Genomic DNA, 21140 nt, shown 5'->3' with positions numbered 1-21140 from the left:
TGTTGACGGTTGCAGTCGGCTTGTCTGCCTCATCTGCTTTCGACGGGAACCAATCTGGCCGATCGACGCTGAAGCGAACCTGAAGCCACCTGAAAGCCACTTCAGGTTCGGTTTGCCAAGCTGAACGAATGCACCCGCCCGTCTCCCACCACCGCGCTGCTCGAGGCTCCCCAGAGCTGAACGCCTGTGCAGGCCGCCCTGCGCGCCGCCGGCCGCGACGTGCCGATCCGTGAGAGCCGGTGAGGTCGTGTCGAAGTCCGAGATCCTGGACCACGCCTGGGACTTCGCGTACGAGGGGGCCCCGAACATCGTCGAGGTCTACATCAGCACTCTCCGCCGCAAGGTCGGCTCCGCACTCATCAAGACCGTACGCGGGGCCGGATACAGACTGGAGGCCCGCCCGTGAACCGTCGTCTCGGCTCCGTGCGGGCCCGCGCCACCCTCGCCACGACCGTCGTCGTCGCCATAGCCCTGGTCGCCGCAGGCACCGCCGTACTGCTCTCGCTGCGGTTCTCCCTCACCGACAAGGCGGATGCCGAGGCCGACTCCGTCGCCCGCAACGCCGCCTCGGCGCTGGCGAACGGGTTCGCGTACGACGAGCTGAAGCTGCCGGACGGCGACGAGAACCCCGTCGAGGTCCTGGACCGGAACGAGAAGCCCGTCGCGGCCGGCGAGGACGTCGAGGCCATGAACGTGACCGCCGTCGCCTCGGACCGGCTGAACTCCGAGACCAACGACGACGCCGACGACAAGGCGGAGGGCGATCGCGAGGCGGAGGACGGGGGCACTCTCTCCGCCGGGGAGATCGCCGACGAGACCTGGTACGGCGAGGGCGCCGCGACCGTCGAGGGGGTGACAGCGGAGTACCGGTTCGCCGCGGTCGACCTGATCACGCCGGGAGGTGTCCTGCTCACCGTCTACGCGGGCGCCCCGCTCTCCACCGAAAAGGACGCCGTCAGCACCGCGTTGACGACGATGCTGATAGGGCTGCCCCTGCTGCTGTTGACGGTCAGCGGGGTGACGTACGTCGTCACCAAGCGGGCGCTGCGCCCCGTCGAAGGCATCCGCGCCGAGATGGGGGCCATCACCGCCTCCGAGGACCTCTCCCGCCGCGTCCCCGAGCCGGACACGCACGACGAGATCGCTCGCCTGGCCCGCACGACGAACGAGACTCTCGCCGCCCTGGAGACCTCGGTCGAGCGGCAGCGCGCGTTCGTCGCCGACGCCTCACACGAGCTGCGCAGCCCCATCGCGTCCTTGCGCACCCAGCTCGAAGTGGGCGCCGCGCACCCGGAGTTGCTGGACCTGGACGGGGCCGTCGAGGACACCGTACGACTGCAGAGCCTCGCCGCCGACCTGCTGCTGCTCGCCCGGCTGGACGCGGGGGAGCGGCCCCCGCCGGACGCGCGCTTCGACCTGGCGAAGGTCGTGGCGGAGGAGGTGTCCTCCCGGGACGGAGTGACCCTCGACAGCGTCAAGTCCGTGGAGGTGCGCGGCTCCCGCAACCAGATCTGCCGTGTCCTCGGCAACCTCCTGGACAACGCCCGCCGCCACGCCCGCGACCGCATCGCCGTCACCCTGCGCACGGACGCCGATCAGACAGTCCTCCAGGTCGCCGACGACGGCTCGGGCGTCCCCCTCGCCGACCGCGACCGTATCTTCGAACGCTTCGTCCGCCTCGACGAATCCCGAGCCCGAGACGACGGCGGCGCCGGCCTGGGCCTCGCCATCGCCAAGGACATAGCCGTACGCCACGGAGGCACATTGACAGTCACCGACGCCCCCGGCGGAGGTGCCTTGTTCGAACTGAGGTTGCCGCTCAGCTAGTGCCGCATCGCGTCGGGATGCCGGCGCCTTTCCCCTGGGGGCGGGCGGCAGGCGGGAGTTCGCCCGAGGGCGCCGGCATCCCTGTCAGGTCAGCTCGTCACACGGAAGGTGGCGTCGCTGCGCCCCGTCGCGGTGGTGATGGGGTCGAGCTTCAGTTCGTACGCGTAGTGGCGGATGTACCGGTCGGGGTGGTTGTACGACTGGAACGACGACCAGCTTGCGTCGGCGAGCCCGGCGACCTGGCGGAAGGTGGCTTCTGCGGCGAACTGGGCGGTGCCGTCGTTGTAGGCCAGTTGGAAGTCGTATCCGGCGTGCCGCAGGAAGTACCCGGGGAAGTTCACCGACTCGAACGAGACGGTTCCGGCGCCCGCCAAGCCGGGTCGCGGCCGGAACTGGGCGTCCGCGTTGGTGACGTTCTGGTCGATGCGCACATCGAAGTTGGCGTGTCGCACGTAGCGGTCCTGGAAGTTGAAGGACTGCAGCCGCTTGGCCGGGGTGTTCGCCCAGCGAGCCTGCACCCGGGCGTCCTCGGCGGCCGTCAGGTTCAGGATCGAGCCGTGGCGCTTCTTGGTGCCGCCCAGGGAGTAGGTTCCCGACGTCGGGAGCTTGTAGGTGCCGGAGACGGACGGGTTGGTCGTCGTGACCGGCATGTATCCCTTTCCGGCCGCGTACTGGTCGAGGTAGAGCGTCCACTCGTTGCGGTCCCTGAACTTCATCCACATCGGGCCCTCGACCTGGGAGCCCGTCAGGCCGATGCCGGAGAGGTTGCCGAGGTTGGTCCAGGTACCGAGGATCGAGTTGCTGCCCTCGAGGGTGATCTGGCCGTCGCCGGAGGCCCGTACGTAGCGGTAGTTGCCGACGCCGGAGGGGACCTCGACGATCTGGGTGTCGATGATTTCCTGGGTGCCGGGGCGCTCGATGTAGACCTGGGGGGTGGTGATCGAGCGGAAGTTCGTGGTGTGGGCGTAGTGGATGCGGTGCTTCGTCACGCCGTTGAGGGGCGTGTTCGTCGCCCAGTACAGGACGTAGTCGTTGCTGGCCGGATCCCAGATCGCTTCCGGCGCCCAGGCGTTGCGCCCGTCAGGGATCGCGCCGGCGACGTTGAGCAGCCACGGCGCCGACCAGGTCACCAGGTCACTCGACTCCCACACCACAAGACTGCGGCTGCCGTTGTTGATGGACGTACTCCACGTCTGCCCGCAGTCGATGCACAGGTCGGTCGCGATGATCCAGTACCTGCTGCCGTCCGGCGAGCGCACCAGTGCGGGGTCGCGCACCCCGCGCGTGCCCACGGTGGAGCGCAGGGCCATCCCGCCGCCGTTGAGATCGGTCCAGTTCAGACCGTCCGCGCTGTACGAGAAGTACATCTGCTGACCGGTCGATCCCTCCCCGATGAAGTGCGTCATCAGGTAGCCCGGGTCCGCTGCGGCGGCCCGCTGAGGTGTGGTCACGACTTGGGCCGTGAAGAGCAGGCAGGCGGCGACCAGCATCGCCGCCAGCCGAGAGAGAACCGCGGACATGCGCATTCCTGTCTTTGCAAGTGTCATGATCAGGTCATAGTCAGGCCGAGGGTGAGGCCCGGCCTCCGTGTCGTTGGGGTAAGACCCGCTCCCTCGCGACGTCGGACGTCGCGTAATGCCGGTCAGGGGCCGAGGAGTCGCGGTTCCCGCCTGAGCGTGGCAGCGACCGGAGACTCCGAAGTGGCGGACCGGGTGCCGAAGGCGGCGGAGGGGGCTAACAGAGCTGTCTCAGGAATGAGCCAGTGACGGGTGCGGAACACGGGCTGTCCCCTTTGACGGCCATGGTTCGAAAAATCGAACACTGTTCGCAACTTCGAGCAGAAAGTAGATGTCAGCCAAGGGCATGTCAATGGAACTTGCCAGTTTGATCGCCAATTTCGGCGCACCAAGCACCACGGCCCCGGGCAGGGAGGGGGCGGAAGCCTCGCAACAACAAGCAACTCCGTCGGCGGACCTACCGGATCATGGTGCTCCTGAAGCTTCGCCGGGTGCGTCTGTACGATGCACGCGCATCGTGTCTCATGTACCCGGCCAACTATGGGGTGCCGGACCACATCCTTGCCCGGCGGGCCGGACACACCCACGTGGCAACCACCAAGTGGTGATATGTGAAGCCCGATGTGGAGGATCTTCGCGAGGCTGCCACAAGGTGGGATGCCTTGCACGGGGTTCCGACCCAAGTACGTGAGAAAACGTGAGATGTGGGAGCGTGAGTCGGGTGAGTGAAAGTACGTCCAGCACCCTGCAATACCGCTTTGACGGGCCGGAACAGGCGCCAGTCCTGATCCTGGGCCCCTCGCTTGGTACAACGTGGCACATGTGGGACCGGCAGGTCCCGGAGCTGATGAAGCACTGGAGGGTGTTCCGGTTCGACCTGCCGGGTCACGGCGGCGCGCCCGCGTACCCGGCCGGTTCGGTCAACGACCTGGCCGACCGGCTGCTCGGCACGCTCGACGCGCTCGGCATCCAGCGGTTCGGCTACGCCGGCTGCGCGCTCGGCGGCGCCATCGGTACGGAGCTGGCCCTGCGCCACCCGGAGCGGGTCGCCTCGCTCGCCCTGATCGCCGCCTCACCGCGCTTCGGCACGGCGGACGAGTTCCGCCAGCGCGGCGTGATCGTACGGACGAACGGCCTCGACCCCATCGCCCGTACGTCCCCGGAGCGCTGGTTCACCACGGGCTTCGCCGCCGCCCAGCCCGCGATCACCGAGTGGGCCGTGCAGATGGTGCGCACCACCGACCCCGGCTGCTACATCGCCGCCTGCGAGGCGCTCGCCTCCTTCGACGTACGCCCCGAACTCGGCCGGGTCGGTGTGCCCACGCTCGTTCTCGTCGGCTCCGACGACCAGGTCACCGGCCCCGCCGAGGCCCGCACCCTGGTCGCCGGAATACCGGACGCCCGTCTCGCGGTCGTGCCCGGCGCCTCGCACCTGGTCCCCGTGGAGCAGCCCGCCGCGGTCACCGACCTCCTCGTACGGCACTTCACCAGCGCCTGGCAGCCCGCCTTCGACACGACCTCCGGCCATATGGCGATCGCGGCGTCCCCGGTCAAGCCGGTCCTGGCCGCGGCGCCGCCGGTCGCGCCCGTTGCCGAGATCGCCGCCGCCGAGCAGCCCGAGGCCCTGGGCAGACCCGACCCGTACGACGCGGGCATCAAGGTCCGCCGTGAGGTGCTCGGCGACGCCCATGTGGACCAGGCGTTCGCCCAGGCGGACGAGTTCTCCGGGGACTTCCAGGAGTTCATCACGCGCTACGCGTGGGGCGAGATCTGGGACCGGCCCGGTTTGGACAGACGCTCCCGCAGCTGTGTCACGCTCACCGCCCTCGTCGCGGGCGGCCACCTCGAAGAACTCGCCTTCCACACCCGGGCCGCCCTCCGCAACGGCCTCACTCCGGCCGAGATCAAGGAAGTACTCCTCCACGCGTCCGTCTACTGCGGCGTACCGGCGGCGAACAGCGCCTTCAAGGTGGCGCAGAAGGTCATCCGCGAGGAGACCACGCCTCAGGAGTGAGCCCGCTCCAGGGGGCGGGGCAGGATGGAACCCATGAAGCTCACGAAGAAGTCGCACGCCTGTATCCGGCTCGAGAAGGACGGGCGCACGCTCGTCATCGACCCCGGCGGTTTCAGCGAGGAGGACGCCGCGGTCGGAGCGGACGCGATCCTGGTCACGCACGAGCACCCCGACCACTTCGACGAGGGCCGCCTGCGGGCGGGTCTTGAGGCCGACCCCAGCGCCGAGCTGTGGACCCTGAAGTCCGTCTCCGACCAGATCGCGGCGGCGTTCCCGGGCCGTGTGCACACCGTCGGCCACGGCGACACCTTCACCGCCGCGGGCTTCGACGTCCAGGTCCACGGCGAACTGCACGCGGTCATCCACCCCGACATTCCGCGTATCACGAACGTCGGCTATCTCGTGGACGGCGGTCGCGTCTTCCACCCGGGCGACGCCCTGACGGTCCCCGAGCAGCCGGTCGAGACGTTGATGCTCCCGGTGATGGCCCCCTGGAACAAGATCGCCGAGGTCATCGAGTACGTACGCGAGGTCAAGCCGCAGCGCGCGTACGACATCCATGACGCCCTCCTCACCGACCTCGCCCGCCCGATCTACGACCGGCAGATCGGCGGCCTGGGCGGCGCGGAGCACCTGCGGTTGACGCCTGGCGCCTCGGCCGAACTCTGAGCGCAAGCCTCCCGCGGTTCCGTTGTCAGACCCTCCCGGTAAGTTGTGCGGCATGCGGATTGCCACCTGGAACGTGAACTCGATCACCGCCCGCCTCCCCAGGCTGCTGGCCTGGCTGGAGAGCAGCGGCACCGACGTGCTGTGCCTCCAGGAGGCCAAGACCACCGCCGAGCAGTTCCCCACCGACGAACTGACCAAGCTGGGCTATGAGTCGGCGGTGCACGCGACAGGCCGGTGGAACGGCGTGGCGGTGATCTCCCGCGCAGGCCTCGAAGACGTGGTCAAGGGCCTGCCCGGCGACCCCGGTTACGACGGCGTCCAAGAGCCCCGCGCCATAGCAGCGACCTGCGGCCCGGTCCGCGTCTGGTCGGTGTACGTGCCGAACGGCCGAGAGGTGGACCACCCCCACTTCGCCTACAAGCTCCAGTGGATCGAGGCCCTCAAGGCAGCGGTCGCGGGCGACGCGGGCGGCAGCCGCCCGTTCGCGGTGCTGGGCGACTACAACATCGCACCGACGGACGACGACGTCTACGACATCGCCGCCTTCGAGGGCTCCACCCACATCACCCCGGCCGAGCGCGCCGCCCTCACCGACCTCCGCGAGGCAGGCCTGGCAGACGTGGTCCCGCGCCCCCTCAAGTACGACCACCCGTACACCTACTGGGACTACCGCCAACTCTGCTTCCCGAAGAACCGAGGCATGCGCATCGACCTGGTCTACGGCAACGAGCCCTTCACAAAGGCGGTCACAGACTCGTACGTGGACCGCGAGGAGCGTAAGGGCAAGGGCGCGTCCGACCACGCTCCGGTGGTAGTGGACCTGGAGGTGTAGCCGGGCGCTTCGTGTAGATCCGGGCGCCCGCCGGGGGCGCCCCGTAGGGGCGCGGGGCTGTATCAGTTTGCGGCTCCGCCGCGTGGGCGCGACCAGCCACGACGGACCCGCAGCCGAATGACGACCTCCCCGCGGAGCGGCGCTGCGGCTACAGCAACCTCAAATCCACAGCCTCCGCCAGCGCAGCGAGCCCCGCATTCCCCGGATGCAGATGATCCCCACTGTCGTACACGGGCAGCATCCGGGACGGGTGCTCCGGATCCCGCAACGCCGCATCGAAGTCCAGCACCCCGTCAAACGAGGAACTGGCCCGAATCCACCCGTTCACCGCGGAGCGCTCCGCATCGGCGGCGGCCGTGCACCGCGCCTCCCCCTCGCAGGGAACGATCGTCGCGGCCAGCACCCGCAGCCCACGAGCGTGCGCCCGGTCGGCGATCTCGCGCAGCCCGGCGATGACCTGGTCCGCGCCGGCACCCCAGCGGACGTCGTTGATGCCCTGGAAGACGATGGCCGTTCGGGCCGACGTCTGGGCCAGGACGTCACGCTCGAGGCGGTTCAGGGCGCTCACGCCGCCCATGTCGGTGGAGACTCCGTCGCCGGGGTAGCGGTCGGTGACCACACGGTTCGCCGAGATGCCGTGGTTGAGGACGCCGTAGTGCGGGACCAGGCCCTGGTCCCGCAGCCGCCTGGCGAGCACGTCGCCCCAGCGCAGGTTCGCGTCCGGCGTCGACTTCTCGCCGTCGGTGATCGAGTCCCCGAGCAGCACCACGGAACCGGGCCCGCCGCCCACGTCCACACCGGTCAGCAGCGGCCAGTTGCTGATCGTCGAGGTGTACGCGTCCGGGCCGGCGTCGGCGGCGTGGTCGCCCGGCCCGCTGAGGTAGGACCGCTGGACGGCCAGGCTGTGTACGGGTGCGGCGGTCACCGTTCCCGGCAGATGGAAGCTCACGAGCAGATTGGCGTCCGCGGGCACATCGAAGCCGAGCGGGTCGCTGAACGCCTGTGCGCCCGCGGGGATTTCGGTCCCGGCGGAGCCCCGGAACGACAGCGGCACGGGAGCGCTCCGTGGGCTCGCACCGGACGCCTGGAGGGCCACCGTCGCACTGCCGATCCGTACGGGCGCGCCGGCGAAGGTGTTGTCGAGCCGGATCCGTACCCGCGGCCCGCCCGCCGAGGTGTGCACCACGAGGCGCAGCGTCCGGTCGGTCCAGGGCCCGACCGCCCCGTACCCGGAGGTGGAAGTGGCCCAACTGCCCGTCCAGCCGGGCGAGTCGGCGCGTACCGACAGCGCGAACACATGCACGTCGTCGTTGCGCGGCAGCTGGACTGAGGCAATGTCCCGGCCTTCGACCAGCGGCACGGTCACGACATACAGCCGTGCCTTCTCGGCGAGTTGGCCGCCCGGCGTGTTGACGTGCGGAAGCGCCACGGCCTTTGTGGCGAGGGGGCCGCGCCGCCAGTCGGGTGCGGTCAGCCGGTACGAGGAGTGCGAGCCGTTCGCGTACCGCACCACTCCCGTGCCCGTGGCCGCGTCGCCGGCCGTGCCCGCCACCAGGAAGGCGAGGGCGTCGCCACGGCCGCGCACCCGGACGAACTGGCCGTCGGCGCGCACGTTGTCGGGTTGGCCCGCCGCACTGCGCGGCCAGGTCAGCCGGGCACCCTGAACGGTCAGCATGCGGCCCGGCGTCCAGCCCGCGGCGGCCAGGTCCCGAGCCGACAGGGAGCCGCCCGAGCCATCGAAGTCCGCCTGGCCGGGCCGCGTGTCATCGCTGACGGCCGTGTTGTCGAAGAGCCGCTCCAGCGGCAACGGCCCGGTCCGGGTCGGCAGCCCGGCCTTCGCGGACGCCGTCGGCACCGCCATCATGAGAAGAGCGAGAGCGACAGCCGAACCCCAGACACGTCGGTGCACGACCGACTCCTCCCGTTTGCCGACAAGACGACACATGCGAGACGACAGATGTGACACGACAAGTGTGAGACGACAGGTGCTCCGCGAAGCTAAGGAGACGTCAGGGACCCGTCAATGATCGACGCGCGAACACCGGGCGAAATCCCCTGGAACAAGCGGCCCAGCGTGCCCTGTGGTGCGCCGGGCGATACGGATGACAGGCTGGGAGTATGAACATCTCGTTCCTGGGCAACTGGCGCAAGAAGCGAGACCCCGCCAGAGTCGCTGTCTTCTCCGACAGCGAGAGCGATCGTGAGGGAGTGGCCGAGCTTCTCTCCGAGTGCGAACTGCTGCGCTCCCAGGCGTACCGGGCGGGGATCGAACTCGACGACTCCCCGGGCTCGTTGGAGGCGCTCGACCAGCTGCTGCCACGCTGGCGCGACGACGAGGAGAGCCTGCCCTGGCTCGGCAACGACGCCGGCCTGTATCTCGGCACCGTCATCCTGCGCACGGTCCCCGGCGCGACCTGGCAGTTGTGGCCCAACGGCCAGCCGGTGATACGGCTGGAATCCGGCCGGGAGATCGACGTCGTCGCCGCCGGGCACGAGTGGGCGGCCAGCGGTGTACCGGAACTCTCCCAGCTGTACGGCGAGGTCTCGGAGGCGTAACCCGGCGCCGTCCTCGGCGCACATCATCCCCGGCGTGTCCATCACCCCAGCGGTCCCCGTCACCCCGGCGGCCCCTATCGCACCAACGGGCGTTAAATAGGGCTTATGTCCGAAAGGTGCGTGTCGTACATTGGGTGCACTTCTGTCTGGATAGTTTGCGGCCACCGCGACACAGCTGAGAGTGAGTAGGGCCGGACATGGTTGTCGATCCCCTGATCGAGCTGCATGACGTCAACAAGTACTTCGGCGATCTGCACGTCCTCCAGGACATCAATCTCACCGTCGGCAAGGGGGAGGTGGTCGTGGTCATCGGCCCCTCGGGATCGGGCAAGTCGACGCTGTGCCGGGCGATCAACCGGCTGGAGGTGATCCAGTCGGGGGAGATCAAGCTCGACGGGAAGCTGCTGCCCGAGGAGGGCAAGGACCTCGCGAAGCTCCGTGCGGAGATCGGGATGGTCTTCCAGTCGTTCAACCTCTTCGCGCACAAGACGGTCCTGCAGAACGTCTCGCTGGGGCAGGTGAAGGTCCGCGGACGCAAGAAGGACGAGGCCGACCGTCGCTCGCGTCAGATCCTCGACCGGGTGGGCCTCGCCGATCAGGCCCCGAAGTACCCGGCACAGCTCTCCGGCGGCCAGCAGCAGCGCGTGGCCATCGCCCGCGCCCTCGCCATGGACCCCAAGGCGATGCTGTTCGACGAGCCGACCTCGGCCCTCGACCCTGAGATGATCAATGAGGTGCTGGAGGTGATGCAGCAGCTCGCGCGCGAGGGCATGACCATGATGGTCATCACCCACGAGATGGGCTTCGCGCGCTCCGCCGCCAATCGCGTCGTCTTCATGGACGACGGCCGCATCGTCGAGGACCGCACCCCCGAGGGGTTCTTCACCGACCCGCGGAGCAACCGTGCCAAGGACTTCCTCTCCAAGATCCTCAAGCACTGACGGGTGACGCGTTCAAGAACTCCCTGGGGGAGCGGTAACTCACGGGCGATGGCGATGAGCCGCCCGGCAGCAGCCGGAGATCACTGCTCGCGCAGCGGGACCGACACGTACGACGGGTCGGCCGCGGGTGAGGAGAAGGTCAGCTGTGAGCCGGTCGGATTGTGCTCGATGTAGAGCGGATCGACCGTGTCGACGACCAGGGCGAGACGGTGCCCCGCCGGGACGTCGTAGGCCGTGGAGAACAGCTCCAGGTCGACACCGAACGGCTTGCCCGGCGTCTGCCCGTGGAAGGTGTGCGGCGCGTTGCTGACCAGCTTGCCGATGCCGAGCGGGCCCACGTCGTAGAGGTACGCGACGAGGGTGCCGCTCTCCTTGGTGCTGGTGACCGTGGTGTGCAGCCTCGTGGTCCCGCGCACCAGTTGGGCGCTCTTGTACTTCTCCGACTGCCATACGGCGGCGTACCGGCGGGGCAGGAGCGGCATCGAGGCCATCGGGGGCAGCCGGGCCACCTGGTCGAGGATGCTGGACAGGAAGATGATCCCGCCGTCCGCGCCTGAGTTGACGTTCGCGCGAATCGTGGTGGTGCCCGCGAGGTCGATCTTCTTCCGTGTCGCGGTGACCGACTTCCAGTCCGGATAGCCCTCGTAGCCGCCTGTGGAACGGGACTTGAGCCGGACGGGCTGCTCGCGGTCGATGCCGTTGTTTGCGCCCTTGAGGTGGTGGTCGAACCAGCGGGCGGTGTCGGTCCACACGTCGCTGGGCAGGCCGAGCAGTCCGGTCGCCTCGTTGGTGGCGTGATCGCCGGGGCGCAGTTCCAGCCGCTTGGGGCCGGTCAGCTTCTCGTAGAAGTCGGCGTACTGGTTGGGCGGGAAGACCGTGTCGCCCCAGGCGTTGGCGAGCATGACCGCCGTGCCGTTGGCGTTGATCCGGTCGACGTACGTGGCGGGGGAACGCTTCTTCCCCCAGGCGATGAGCTCCGGCTCCTTGGCCAGGTTGGAAGCGAAGAAGTCCTTGAAGATCTGCTTGAGTTCGGGGCTCTGGCGGCCGGTGATGTTGCCCGCGCCGTCCAGCAGGGCCCCCGCCTGGGAGTGCTGGGTGCGGCCGGAGTAGATCGAGTCGATCAGGTCGGCCCAGCCGCTGAGTGCCGCGACCGCCTTGACGCGCTTGTCGTGTGCGGCGGCGAGCAGGCTGATGCCCGCGCCGTACGAGAGGCCCGCCATGCCGACCTGGTCCGCGTCGGCCGGGGTGTTGGCGAGGGCCCAGTCGATCACCTTGGAGGCGTCGGCGATGTCCGGCGGGCCCGCCACCTCGATGTGGCCGCCCGACTGCCAGAAGCCGCGCACGTTGTAACTGACGACCACATAGCCGGAGTTGGCGAGCTTCTGGGCCTGGGCGAGGTACTCGACCTGCGGCAGGCCCCAACTCGTCGGCAGCACGATCAGCGGGTAGCGGCGGGTGCCATCGTCGTCCGTGGGGGTGACGACGTTGGCCTTGAGGGTGGTGCCGCCGTCGCCGGCGATGTCTACGAACCGGACGCCGGCCGCAGCCGACATGAACGGCGCCGACTGCACGGCGGGGGCGGTTGCGAGGGCCGTGCCGACGAGCAGGGTCGCCGAAACGGCACCAACTGCGCTGGTACGCAGGGTTTTGCGAGGGCTTCCCACGGGTCACTCCTCACTCGTGTCAGTGCAAAGTGACCCGACGGTAACCGCAGTCTCTTACCGTAGGTAACCCGTCAGTAAGTTACGTGCGAGTAACGATCGTTGAAATGTGTAGGGACTTAGGAGGCGCGATGTCCCTTCTGGGGAGCCGCCTCCGGCGCCGGCGCCTGCGCGGCCTTCGTGACGTCCGCGACGAGCTCGACGACGTCGGAGCCGTACGCCTGGGAGTTGACGACCTTCAGGAGCAGAACGAAGGAGTTGTTGCCGTGCTTGCGTGCCAGCCGCTCATGGTGGCGGGCGAGATAGCGGGTGGCCGCCTGGTTGGTGATCGCGCGCTGGCCGCAGAAGACGAACACGGGTCTCGTGGTGTGGCCCTGTCCTGCGGTGAGCCGGGCGAGGAACGCGTACTCGTTCCTGCCGGGCTCCAGGCGATAGGTCTCCCCGCCGATCTGGAAGGCGCCGCGGTCCGGGCCCGGCTCCGGGTCCGTGTTGAGGCGGATGCCCGGGAGCAGTGAGTGCAGATGCGCGGCCATCCGGCGATTTGCCGAGGGATGGCCCACGCAGATTTCCGTACGCTCCCCGAAACCCTGCTGCACCGCGTCGTGGGCGACGAGCTGGGAGTGTGCGCCGCAGTCCTTGATCAGCGCGGCGAGTTCGAGCAGCGCGGCCACATCGTGGCGCACGACCGTGAGATCCGGGCCGCCCGCATCGCGATTCACCACCAGCAGCGACTCGGAGTTCTCGGGCAGCCCGAAGAACGCCTGCTTACGGCGGAGTTTGCGCTTCCACAGGTCCGTACGGGCGAGCCAGCCGAGCGCGGCGCCGATGACGGCCAAGGCCACGCCCAGAACGATGTTGCGCACGTCGTCATTCATGGGCGCGCATGGTAGCGGGCGCGCCGGAACGCTGTTCGAGGACTCCCTGACGGGACCATGGCAAAGAAGTACGCTGCGCAGACGGTTGCTAACTGGAGGTAGGGATGCGTCGTCCGGTCAGACGGAAGCTCGCGGTCCTGGCGGTCTCGGCCGCCGTGGTGTCGGTCGGGGCGGCGGCACCCCCGTCCGCGCCGGCAGGCGCGCCGCCCGAGAAGGAGCCGGTCGCCGTCGGATACGGCGGGGCCGTGGCGAGCGTGGACGCCGACGCGTCCGCCGCCGGAATCGAGGTCCTGCGCAAGGGCGGCAACGCGGTGGACGCGGCCGTCGCCACGGCAGCGGCGCTCGGCGTCACCGAGCCGTACTCCTCGGGCATCGGCGGGGGCGGCTACTTCGTCTACTACGACGCCAAGTCCCGTACGGTGCACACCATCGACGGACGCGAGACGGCACCGCAGACCGCCGACTCGGGGCTCTTCCTGGAGAACGGGCAGCCGATCCCGTTCGCCGACGCGGTGACCAGCGGCCTCGGCGTGGGGGCGCCCGGCACGCCCGCCACCTGGCAGACGGCGCTCGACGCCTGGGGCAGCAAGCGGCTCGGCCCGCTGCTGAAGCCCGCCGAGCGGCTCGCGCGCGAAGGGTTCACCGTCGACGCGACCTTCCGCTCCCAGACGTCCTCCAACCAGGCGCGCTTCAAGGATTTCCCCGACACGGCCGAGCTGTTCCTCCCCGGCGGCGAACTGCCGGTGGTCGGCTCGACGTTCAAGAACCCGGATCTGGCGCGCACGTATGCGGAGTTGGGCCGCAAGGGCGTCGGCGCGCTGTACCACGGCAAGCTGGCACGCGACATCGTCGACACGGTCAACGATCCGCCCGTGGACCCGGCCTCGGGACGCAACGCACGCCCGGGCGAACTGTCCCTCAAGGACCTCGCCGCGTACGAGACGAAGCGGCAGGCCCCGACGAAGACGAAGTACCGCGGTCTGAACGTCTACTCCATCGCTCCCTCCTCCTCCGGCGGCACCACGGTCGGGGAGGCGCTCAACATCCTTGAGAACACGGACCTTTCGAAGGCCTCGGACGTCCAGTACCTGCACCGCTACATCGAGGCGAGCCGTATCGCCTTCGCGGACCGGGGGCGCTGGGTGGGCGACCCCGCCTTCGAGGACGTACCGACCAAGGAACTGCTGTCGCAGAAGTACGCCGACTCGCGGGAGTGCCTGATCAAGGATGACGCGGTGCTGACGAGCCCGCTGGCACCGGGAGATCCACGGAACCCCGCGGCCTGCTCCTCGGGCGGTACGGCGGCGCCGACGACGTACGAAGGTGAGAACACCACGCATCTCACGGCGGCCGACAAGTGGGGCAACGTCGTCGCGTACACCCTCACCATCGAGCAGACCGGCGGCAGCGGCATCACCGTCCCGGACCGTGGCTTCATCCTCAACAACGAGCTGACGGACTTCTCCTTCACGCCCGCGAGCCCCGACGTGCACGACCCGAACCTTCCGGGCCCGGGCAAGCGGCCACGCTCGTCGATCTCGCCGACGATCGTGCTGGACCAGCACAACAAGCCCGTGGTGGCGCTCGGTTCGCCGGGCGGCGCGACCATCGTCACGACGGTGCTGCAGACGCTGACGGGCTTCGTCGACCGAGGCCTTCCGCTGGTCGACGCGATCGCCGCGCCGCGCGCCAGCCAGCGCAACCAGACGACCACCGAGCTCGAACCGGGCCTGTGGAACAGCGAGCTGAGGACACAGCTGGAGTCGATCGGCCATGGCTTCCGGCAGAACCCGGAGATCGGCGCGGCGACGGGCGTCCAGCGGCTGCCGAACGGTAAGTGGCTGGCGGCGGCGGAGACGGTACGGCGCGGGGGCGGCTCGGCGATGGTGGTGACACCGGCGAGGTAGCAAGGCCCTCGGATGACGGCAGCCTCACCGCCTCCGGCTCGGGGCAGCACCGGTCCCGGCCGGGGGGCCGGGGGTTGGCCCCCGCCCCCGGGACGACACTGCGCTCAGGCTTCGGCCTGGCCCGCCTGGCCGGCCTCGTCGGTGCTGTCGTCGGTGCGGAATACCGGCTCGCCGTACTCGACGTCCACCGTGACCCGGCTGCCTGCCGTGAGCCGGCCGTCGAGGAGCAGACGGGACAGCCGGTTGTCGATCTCCCGCTGGATGGTGCGGCGTAGCGGCCGGGCGCCGTATTCGGGCTCGTGTCCACGCTGCGCGAGCCAGTCGACGGCCCGGTCGGTGAAGGTGACCGCGACGTCCCGGGCGCGCAGCCGGTGCCGCGTCTGATCCAGCAAGTGCTCGGTGATGCGGTGCAGTTGCTCGCTGGTGAGCTGCCGGAAGACGACGACCTCGTCGATCCGGTTGAGGAACTCCGGTCGGAAGTGCTGGCGCAGCGGGCGCAGGATCTGCTCACGGCGGGCCTGCTCGTCGGCCTCGGCGTCGCGCGCGGCGAACCCGAGGCCGGCGCCGCGGCGGGTGATCGCCTCGGAGCCGAGGTTGCTCGTCATCACGATCACGGTGTTGGTGAAGTCCACCGTGCGGCCCTGGGCGTCGGTGAGCCGGCCGTCGTCGAGCACCTGCAACAGGATGTTGAAGACGTCCGGGTGGGCCTTCTCCACCTCGTCGAGCAGGAGCAGCGAGTACGGGTGCCGCCGTACGGTCTCGGTGAGCTGCCCGGCCTCCTCGTGGCCGACATAGCCGGGCGGGGCGCCGACGAGCCGGCTGACGGTGTGCCGTTCCTGGTACTCGCTCATGTCCAGGCGCACCATCCGCTCCTCGCTGCCGAACAGGGCCTCCGCCAGCGCGCGGGCCAGCTCCGTCTTGCCGACGCCGGTCGGGCCGAGGAAGAGGAAGCTGCCGATCGGCCGGTCGGGGCTGGCGAGACCGGCCCGGGAGCGCAGGATCGCGTCGGCCACCACGCTGACGGCCTCGTCCTGTCCGACGACCCGCTGGTGCAGATGCTCCTCCAGGCCGAGCAGCCGGTCCTTCTCCTCGGTGGTGAGGCTGCTGACCGGGATGCCGGTCTGCCGGGAGACCACCTCGGCGATGGCCTCCGCGGTGACCTCGAGCTGCTGCCCTTCGTCGGCCTCCCCGTCGCGCCCCGCCTCGATCTTCGTCTTCAGTTCGCTGATCCGGTCGCGCAACTGCGTGGCCTGCTCGTACTGCTCGCTCGCCACCGCCTGGTCCTTGTCCCGGGTGAGCTGCTCGACCTCGCGCTCCAGGGCGCGTACGTCGGTGCCCTTGGTCCGGGCGCGCAGGCGCACACGGGCGCCCGCCTGGTCCATCAGGTCGATGGCCTTGTCCGGCAGATGGCGGTCCGTGATGTAGCGGTCGGACAGCTCCACGGCGGCGACCAGGGCCTCGTGGGTGTAGCGGACCTGGTGATGAGCCTCGTACCGGTCGGAAAGGCCGCGCAGGATCTCCAGCGCGTCCGACGGGGAGGGTTCGGGGACGAGGATCGGCTGGAACCGGCGCGCCAGGGCCGCGTCCTTCTCGATCCGGCGGAACTCCTCCAGCGTCGTGGCGCCCACGACGTGCAGCTCGCCGCGGGCCAGAGGCGGCTTGAGGATGTTGCCCGCGTCCATCGAGCCGCCCTCGCCGCCGCCTCCGGCGCCGACGACGGTGTGCAGCTCGTCGATGAAGACGATCAGCTCGTCGGAGTTCGTACGGATCTCGTCGACGATGTTGGTCAGCCGCTCCTCGAAGTCACCGCGGTAGCGCGTGCCGGCGACCACGCCCGAGAGGTCCAGGGCGACGACCCGGCGGCCGGTGAGGATGTCGGGCACGTCGCCGTCGGCGATGCGTTCCGCCAGGCCCTCCACGATGGCGGTCTTGCCCACGCCCGCGTCGCCGATCAGAACCGGGTTGTTCTTGCCGCGTCGGGACAGCACCTCGACGGTCTGCTCGATCTCCATGTCCCGGCCGATGACCGGGTCGATACGGCCCTGCCGGGCGAGGTCGGTGAGATCCCGGCCGTACTTGTCCAGGGTCGGGGTGGGGGAGGAACGCGCCCGCTCCGGCTGCGCGGGGGCGCCTGCCGCCGGGGCCGAGCCCTCGGGCGGGAGGGGGGAGGGGCTGAACCGGGCGGCGTTCAGGATGTGGCCGGCGGCGGAGTCGGGGTTCGCGGCGAGCGCGCTGAGGACGTGCTCGGGGCCTATGTAGCCGACGCCTTCCGCCCTGGCGAGGGCGTGGGCGTCGAGGAGGGCGCGTTTGACTGCGGGGGTGATGCCGAGGGGGGTGTGCGGGCGGTCCTCGGCTCGGCCGTCGGGTCGGTCCTCGGGGCGGTCGGGTGACTGGTCGCCGGGTTTGGCCGCGGGCTGGTTGTCGCCCGGGCCCACGCGTTCGTCGATCTCGGTGGCCAGCGCGTCGGGGTCGGCGCCGGCTCGGGCCAGCAGGCTGCGGGTGGGTTCGACGGCGAGGGCGGCGCGGAGGAGGTGCTGGGTGTCCAGGTCCGTGCTGCCGTGTTCGGTGGCGTACGTCGCGGCGGTGGCGACCAGCTGGCGCGCGGGGCCGCTCATCAGCCGGCCGATGTCGATGTGCCGGGGGGCGGGGCGGGGGCCGCCCCCGAAGAAGCGTGCGAAGAATTCTCCGAAGGGGTCCGGGCCGTAGCCCTGCGGACCGGGAAACCCGCTGGTCATGGCCATCCGTTCCGGCCCCGGCGCGCTGGCGCTGCGCTGGCTGGGGCACTTGTCGACTGCCGTGCGGCTCGCGAGTGCCCATGACTCCGTCGGTTACACGTGGGGTTCGTTGCTGGGTGCGAGTTGTGTGTGGCTGGTCGCGCAGTTCCCCGCGCCCCTGGGTGGGTGGTGGGTCGGGGCCGTGGGCCGGTGCGTCAGCCCGTCGCAGGGTGGGCATACGGCCCTTCGGCTGACACAGGGCGCAGGCGGCCTGAGACAGAACCTACGCGACGGGCATACGACGCACCGGCCCACGTCCCCTCCCGCCGGTGGGAGGCTGCGGGAGCGTGGTGGCTGAGGGCGAGTGGAGCCGCAGGCTTTTCAGGGGCGCGGGGCTGTGACATTAGCGGCTCCGCCGCGGGGCGCGACCAGCCACGACGGGCCGGTAGTCGCCCATGAACCGAACCCACCACTCCCGTAGACGCCCAGCGGCCCCTTCGGGGTGCTTTCAGCGGGCCGTGAGGACTCTGGGGCCCGAGTCTGTGATGGCCACGGTGTGTTCGGCGTGGGCTGCACGGGAGCCGTCGTTGGTTCGGAGGGTCCAGCCATCCGGGGCTGCGTGGTAGTCGTCTGCGCCGGAGGCGATGAGCATGGGCTCGATGGCCAGGACCATGCCGTGGCGGAGAGGGAGGCCACGGCCGGGACGGCCCTCGTTCGGGACCGGAGGGTCCTCGTGCATGCGGCGGCCTACGCCGTGGCCGCCGAAGCCGTCCGGAATGCCGTAGCCCGCCGCGCGGCACACCGTGCCGACGGCGTGGGCGATGTCGCCGATGCGATTGCCGACGACGGCCGCCTCGATGCCCGCCGCCAGCGCACGCTCGGCGGTCTCCACGAGGCGTACGTCGGCGGCGCGCGGCCTGCCCACGATGAAACTGATCGCCGAGTCGCCGACCCAGCCGCCAAGTTCGGCACCGAAGTCGATGGAGAGCAGGTCGCCGTCGCGCAGTCGGTAGCCGGTCGGGATGCCGTGCACGATCGCGTCGTTGACCGAGGTGATCAGGACCGCCGGGAAGGGCGTGGGGGCGAAGGAAGGGTGATAGCCGAGGAAGGGGGAGCCGGCGCCTGCGCCGCGCAGGACGTCGTGGGCGACCTCGTCCAGCTCCAGCAGCGAGACGCCCACGTCAGCGGCCTCCCGTACCGCCGTGAGGGCGCGGCCCACGACCTGGCCCGCTTCGTACATCGCGTCGATAGACGTATCCGTCTTCAGTTCCACCATGCCAATTACTATACCGGTCGACGCCTATTTATATACCGCTTGCCGGTATTAGTATGGGGGCATGGTGCGCACCCCCCTGACCCCCGAAGAGCGTCAACGCGGCGAGCGGCTCGGCCAGTTGCTGCGCGAGGCCCGTGGGAGCCGCAGTATGGCGGAGGTCGCCGCCAGCGCGGGCCTCTCCGCCGAGACGCTCCGCAAGATCGAGACCGGCCGTGCCCCGACCCCCGCCTTCTTCACCGTGGCGGCACTGGCCGGAGTGCTGGGTCTGTCGATGGATGAGATAGCGGGGAGCTGCGCCCTGTCGGGGGTGTAGCGTCCTTCGCGTGTACGGGACTTGCCGGCGTCCCGAAGTCGAGCCGCGCACGTCACGTTGCGAGTGGGACGGAGCACTCCGCGCCCGGTCCGAAAACCTCTCGTAGCGCATCCGTAACACGAATGGTGTTTTCTACCGGACCGGAGTACTCCAGTCTGGCGTGGGGTGAACGTAATGGCGGTGGATCAACTCCCGGGCCAGGTGCGGGAGTTCGCTCAGTATCTGAAAGGCCTGCTGACCCGGCTCGACCAGGGCGGCGGGTGGTGCGCTGTGTTCTGGCGGCGCGATCCCGAGGGAATGCGGGCCTGTCTCGACGGCTGGGAAGTGCCGCCCTGGGACGTCGTGGAGGCGCTCCTCCAGGACCTCGCGGTCGCATACGGCGACCGGGCCGCCGCCCAGGAGACCGAGCGGGCGCGCGCTTTGCACCGAGCCTCACTCGCCGCGTACGACGCCCGGCCCGGCGGCCGGGACGCTCTCAGCGACCGCCTCGACGTCATGCTCCGCGAACAGCGCTACGCCGCCGAACGCCACGCGGAACTGACCCAGTCCCTGCGCGCCGCCGCCTCCCGCGACGAGGCCGACTCCATACGCCTCGACCTGGCCTGGGCCAGCGACGACCATGAACGCGCCACCGCCCGCTGCGCCGAAATCAGGTCCCGGATGGGCGAGTTGGACCGCCGGACGACGGGCGGACAGTCGCGCGAGGCGATGACTATCCCTCAGGGGGACGGCGGGGGTGTGGTCTGGGTCGATGAGGTGCCCGACGGGGGAGGGGGTTCGTCGCACGACGGTCACGGGGGGGCGTCCCGTGGGAGCGGTGGCGCGTACGGCTCCGACAGTGCCGCCGCGGGACGCGTGGGTGCGCAGCGTCGGGAGCCGGTCGAGGACGACTGGCCGGACATCTGGCAGGACTCGACCGCGCGACGAGCCGCCCGCCGGCCCGACTTCGGCGTGGACACCCCGATGTCCGCCCCATCCTCACCCGAGCACGCCACGCCGTCCGACGATCCGCCCTCCGCAGCTGACGTCGGCCCTACGCCGTCCGCGCCCGCCCCCAAAGCGGCCAAGCAACGCTCCAAACGGCGGCCCCGAGGCAGTGCCCGTTTCGCCGGGATGGAAGCGGACCCCGGTGCCAGAGCCGTACCGGACATGTCCGCGCCTGCCGCCACGGACCGCAGCCCGCGGGGGGTCCGTTACGCCGGGGCTGCCGAGGAAGCGGAGCAGCGGCCGTCGGGGCGGCGCGAGCCGTTGGACGACGAGGCCCGGCGGGCCACGGTCGAGGCCGTCGAGCGGCTTGTCCGGCTGCGCGGTGAGGGGCGTAGCGGGGAGGCGCACGCCCTGCTGGCCGAAGCCGCGTACTGGCCTGCGGCCCGGCTTCCCCTCCTCGCCGCCGAGCTGCACCGTGCGGGCCTGGGTGCGGACTGGGCCACGCTGCTGTGGGAGGCGGTTTCGCTGCCGGCCGACCGGCTGGTCGCCGCGGCCGATGCGCTTGCGGCGGCGGGGCGTCTGGCGGATGGCCGGCAGATGCTGCGACAGGGCGTTGCGCGGCCCGCCTCGGAGATCGGCGAGGCGGTGTTGGCGCTCGCCAGGGGTGGCCGCGAACGCGAGGTCCGCGCGCTCCTCGACGCGTACGTGCGCGTCCGCACGCCCGAGGAGGCGGCCCGGAGCGCGGCTCCCGACCCGGCGCGGCTCGCGCCTCTCCTCCTGGAGGCGGCCAAGGCCGTGTCCGAGGAGCGCCACTGGGACCTGGTCCATGCGTTGCGCGTCGCGGGCTACACGGGGTGACCTTCGGCGGTCGGGCGCCTACGGGGGTGGGAGGTTGGGGTTCGTGTTCGACTGGGGTCCCGTCGTGGCTGGTCGCGCCAGCAAAGGCCTTCGACTCCCGGCGCCCGGGGAAAGCCCGTACCCCCAACTGCCCGCAGCTTCCCACCGGCGGGAGGGGACGTGGGCCGGTGCGTCGTATGCCCGTCGCGTAGGTTCTGTCTCAGGTCACCTGCGCCCTGTGTGAGCCGGAGGGCCGTATGCCCACCCTGCGACG

Annotated in this window: 15 protein-coding genes and 1 pseudogene; 10 read left to right on the top strand and 6 right to left on the bottom strand. The window is 70.2% G+C overall.

Translation table 11 applies throughout. From position 1 onward, the window contains the following. Nucleotides 1-226: 226 nt before the first annotated feature. Together ACGFNK_RS40150 and ACGFNK_RS40145 are read left to right on the top strand one after the other, a co-directional pair. Nucleotides 227-406, top strand: a pseudogene (locus ACGFNK_RS40150) (winged helix-turn-helix domain-containing protein); the annotation flags it as partial. Next, nucleotides 403-1827, top strand: coding sequence for an ATP-binding protein (locus ACGFNK_RS40145; protein WP_393424526.1), 1425 nt, complete (start codon nucleotides 403-405; stop codon nucleotides 1825-1827). The pseudogene ACGFNK_RS40150 and the gene ACGFNK_RS40145, both read left to right, overlap by 4 nt. 89 nt (nucleotides 1828-1916) lie before the next feature. Here the strand turns inward: ACGFNK_RS40145 and ACGFNK_RS40140 are convergent, their stop codons facing one another. Beyond that, nucleotides 1917-3347, bottom strand: a complete 1431-nt coding sequence (locus ACGFNK_RS40140) for a glycoside hydrolase family 43 protein (RefSeq protein WP_393424523.1) — start codon at nucleotides 3345-3347, stop codon at nucleotides 1917-1919. 718 nt (nucleotides 3348-4065) lie between these two features. Here ACGFNK_RS40140 and pcaC point away from each other — a divergent pair. The 3 genes from pcaC to ACGFNK_RS40125 are packed head-to-tail and all read left to right on the top strand — an operon-like array spanning nucleotide 4066 to nucleotide 6859. Further along, entirely contained in the window at nucleotides 4066-5358 is a 1293-nt protein-coding gene (gene pcaC / locus ACGFNK_RS40135; RefSeq protein ID WP_393424520.1) for a 4-carboxymuconolactone decarboxylase, read from the top strand. A 33-nt stretch (nucleotides 5359-5391) separates the two neighbouring features. Continuing rightward, the gene (locus ACGFNK_RS40130) at nucleotides 5392-6027 is read left to right on the top strand and encodes an MBL fold metallo-hydrolase (protein WP_393424517.1); all 636 of its coding nucleotides are present in this window, start codon (nucleotides 5392-5394) and stop codon (nucleotides 6025-6027) included. 52 nt (nucleotides 6028-6079) lie between these two features. Beyond that, a complete protein-coding gene (locus ACGFNK_RS40125) occupies nucleotides 6080-6859 on the top strand; it encodes an exodeoxyribonuclease III (protein WP_393424514.1) in 780 nt (259 codons plus the stop codon). 148 nt (nucleotides 6860-7007) lie between these two features. Here the strand turns inward: ACGFNK_RS40125 and ACGFNK_RS40120 are convergent, their stop codons facing one another. Next, a complete protein-coding gene (locus ACGFNK_RS40120; protein ID WP_393424731.1) occupies nucleotides 7008-8723 on the bottom strand; it encodes an SGNH/GDSL hydrolase family protein in 1716 nt (571 codons plus the stop codon). A 254-nt stretch (nucleotides 8724-8977) separates the two neighbouring features. Between ACGFNK_RS40120 and ACGFNK_RS40115 the strand changes: the two genes are divergently transcribed. Together ACGFNK_RS40115 and ACGFNK_RS40110 are read left to right on the top strand one after the other, a co-directional pair. After that, complete coding sequence (locus ACGFNK_RS40115; protein WP_386345018.1) at nucleotides 8978-9415, top strand: DUF6278 family protein; 438 nt, start codon at nucleotides 8978-8980, stop codon at nucleotides 9413-9415. Nucleotides 9416-9612: 197 nt separating this feature from the next. Continuing rightward, nucleotides 9613-10356, top strand: a complete 744-nt coding sequence (locus ACGFNK_RS40110; protein WP_393424510.1) for an amino acid ABC transporter ATP-binding protein — start codon at nucleotides 9613-9615, stop codon at nucleotides 10354-10356. 80 nt (nucleotides 10357-10436) lie between these two features. Here the strand turns inward: ACGFNK_RS40110 and ACGFNK_RS40105 are convergent, their stop codons facing one another. Both ACGFNK_RS40105 and ACGFNK_RS40100 read right to left on the bottom strand, forming a co-directional pair. Then, nucleotides 10437-12020 (bottom strand): alpha/beta fold hydrolase, encoded by a 1584-nt coding sequence (locus ACGFNK_RS40105; RefSeq protein WP_393424507.1) that lies wholly within the window; start codon nucleotides 12018-12020, stop codon nucleotides 10437-10439. A 116-nt stretch (nucleotides 12021-12136) separates the two neighbouring features. Continuing rightward, nucleotides 12137-12892: a hypothetical protein gene (locus tag ACGFNK_RS40100; RefSeq protein WP_393424504.1), complete on the bottom strand. Its 756-nt coding sequence runs from the start codon at nucleotides 12890-12892 to the stop codon at nucleotides 12137-12139. A gap of 104 nt (nucleotides 12893-12996) precedes the next feature. Here ACGFNK_RS40100 and ggt point away from each other — a divergent pair, with 104 nt between their 5' ends. Continuing rightward, nucleotides 12997-14799, top strand: coding sequence for a gamma-glutamyltransferase (ggt, locus tag ACGFNK_RS40095; RefSeq protein ID WP_393424501.1), 1803 nt, complete (start codon nucleotides 12997-12999; stop codon nucleotides 14797-14799). A gap of 104 nt (nucleotides 14800-14903) precedes the next feature. On the opposite strand, the gene ACGFNK_RS40090 is transcribed toward ggt, so the two are convergent. Together ACGFNK_RS40090 and map are read right to left on the bottom strand one after the other, a co-directional pair. After that, nucleotides 14904-17534 carry an ATP-dependent Clp protease ATP-binding subunit gene (locus ACGFNK_RS40090; protein ID WP_393424498.1) on the bottom strand — a complete coding sequence of 877 codons (2631 nt, stop codon included), beginning with the start codon at nucleotides 17532-17534 and terminating at the stop codon, nucleotides 14904-14906. A gap of 487 nt (nucleotides 17535-18021) precedes the next feature. Next, nucleotides 18022-18789 carry a type I methionyl aminopeptidase gene (map, locus tag ACGFNK_RS40085; RefSeq protein ID WP_386345025.1) on the bottom strand — a complete coding sequence of 256 codons (768 nt, stop codon included), beginning with the start codon at nucleotides 18787-18789 and terminating at the stop codon, nucleotides 18022-18024. A gap of 61 nt (nucleotides 18790-18850) precedes the next feature. Between map and ACGFNK_RS40080 the strand changes: the two genes are divergently transcribed. Beyond that, nucleotides 18851-19102 (top strand): helix-turn-helix domain-containing protein, encoded by a 252-nt coding sequence (locus ACGFNK_RS40080; protein ID WP_386345027.1) that lies wholly within the window; start codon nucleotides 18851-18853, stop codon nucleotides 19100-19102. A gap of 174 nt (nucleotides 19103-19276) precedes the next feature. Then, nucleotides 19277-20887 carry a hypothetical protein gene (locus ACGFNK_RS40075; RefSeq protein WP_393424493.1) on the top strand — a complete coding sequence of 537 codons (1611 nt, stop codon included), beginning with the start codon at nucleotides 19277-19279 and terminating at the stop codon, nucleotides 20885-20887. Nucleotides 20888-21140: the final 253 nt, after the last annotated feature.

The sequence above is a fragment of the Streptomyces sp. NPDC048825 genome (assembly GCF_043198355.1).
GTDB classification, from domain to species: Bacteria; Actinomycetota; Actinomycetes; order Streptomycetales; family Streptomycetaceae; genus Streptomyces; species Streptomyces xiangluensis.
This window is presented reverse-complemented; position numbering and strand designations above follow the sequence as displayed.